3 protein-coding genes are annotated in these 1,321 nt (G+C 74.0%); 1 reads left to right on the top strand and 2 read right to left on the bottom strand.

What is annotated here, in order from left to right; all coding sequences use genetic code 11:
* A partial coding sequence (locus tag IY392_RS17715; protein ID WP_194861943.1) for an amidohydrolase family protein occupies positions 1-748 on the top strand: 748 nt, incomplete at its 5' end.
* A gap of 64 nt (positions 749-812) precedes the next feature.
* Here the strand turns inward: IY392_RS17715 and uraH are convergent.
* A complete protein-coding gene (gene uraH / locus IY392_RS17710; RefSeq protein ID WP_107757192.1) occupies positions 813-1,136 on the bottom strand; it encodes a hydroxyisourate hydrolase in 324 nt (107 codons plus the stop codon).
* A gap of 10 nt (positions 1,137-1,146) precedes the next feature.
* On the bottom strand, positions 1,147-1,321 hold a 175-nt coding region (locus IY392_RS19720), incomplete at its 5' end, for a 2-oxo-4-hydroxy-4-carboxy-5-ureidoimidazoline decarboxylase (protein WP_375292929.1).

The raw sequence follows: 1,321 nt of genomic DNA, 5'->3' as shown, positions 1-1,321 counted from the left end.
GTCCGTCGGCCCGTCGGGGATCCACGCCGACGGGCCCGCCACCTTCGGCGCCCTCGGCGAGGTGGCGCGGACGCTTGGCCTACGCCGTCGCACGCAGGCCAACGAGCAGGTCGACGTGGCCCGCGCCGCCGAGCTGTACGGGAGGCGCCCCCTGGACCTGTTGGACGAGTGGGGCTGGCTCGCCCCCGACGTCACCCTGGCCCACCTGTGCGACATCACCGATTCCGAGGTGGCGCTGGTCGCGGCGAGCGGGGCCACCGTCACCCACGCCCCGGCCTGCGATCTGCCCATGGGGTGGGGCGTGGCCCCCGTCGCGCGGCTACTCGACGGTGGGGTGCGCGTCGGATTGGGTACCTCGGGCGGCGGGAGCAACGACGCCGGCCACCTGCTCGCCGACGCCCGGCTGGCCATGCAGGTCGCACCTCTGGCGGGGCGGCCGATGGACGCGCTCGAGGTGCTGACCATGGCCACCGCCGGCGGAGCGGACGGACTGGGACGCACCGAGCTGGGCCGGCTGACCCCGGGATCGGCCGCCGACCTGGTGGTGTGGGACGTCTCGGGCGTGGCGGACGCCGGTGTCGCCGACCCTGTCGCCGGCCTGCTGTGGGCCAATCCGGGTCGACGCCCCCGTCACGTGGTGGTGGGTGGGGTCGTGGTGGTGCGGGACTTCCGGCCGGTCGGGTTCGACGAGCGCGCCGTGGCCTCCGAGCTGCGCCGGGAGTGCGCGCGGAGGGGGATCGGGCGGTGACCTGGGGTGCCCTGCGACCCCTGTGCAGGGCGCCGCAGGTCAGAGCGTTGGCGAGGACCGCGGCTCAGGACCCACGGTAGGTGCTGTAGCCGAAGGGCGACAGGATCAACGGCACGTGATGGTGGGCGGCCGGGTCGGTGACCTCGAAGCACACGACCGCCTCGGGGTAGAAACCCCGGACCCCCTTCGAGCGCTGGTAGGCGCCTGTATCGAAGTGCAGGCGGTACACCCCGGTGCCGATCCGGACCCCACCCAGCTCGGGGGCCCGCCCGTCGCCGTCGGTGGTGCCGGCGGCCAGTTCCGCGCCGGCGGCGTCGGTGAGCAGGTACGCCAGTCCGGCCGCGGGGGTCCCGGTGGACGTGTCCAGCGCGTGGGTGCTCAGGGACATCAGGTGCTCCTCACAGTGCGCCGGTGTCGAGCAGCCGGTCCAGCCGCAGTGCGTTGATCCTCGCGAGGTGGTCGCGGGTGCACGCGAGCTCCTCAGCCGGGTCGAGCGAGATCCTCCGGTCGAGTTCGTCCACGATCTCGCGCGCCGACAGTCCGGTGGCGCAGACGAGGAATGAGTGCCCGAAG

Source organism: Dietzia sp. SYD-A1 (genome assembly GCF_015356725.1).
In the GTDB taxonomy this organism is placed as follows: Bacteria; Actinomycetota; Actinomycetes; order Mycobacteriales; family Mycobacteriaceae; genus Dietzia.
Note: the sequence above shows the minus strand (reverse complement) of the source record. Positions and strands in the feature narration are given on the sequence as shown.

Bases quoted from the DNA above. Each gene is read 5' to 3' on its own strand.
- uraH (WP_107757192.1), bottom strand. From the start codon at position 1,136: ATGTCCCTGAGCACCCACGCGCTGGACACGTCCACCGGGACCCCCGCG.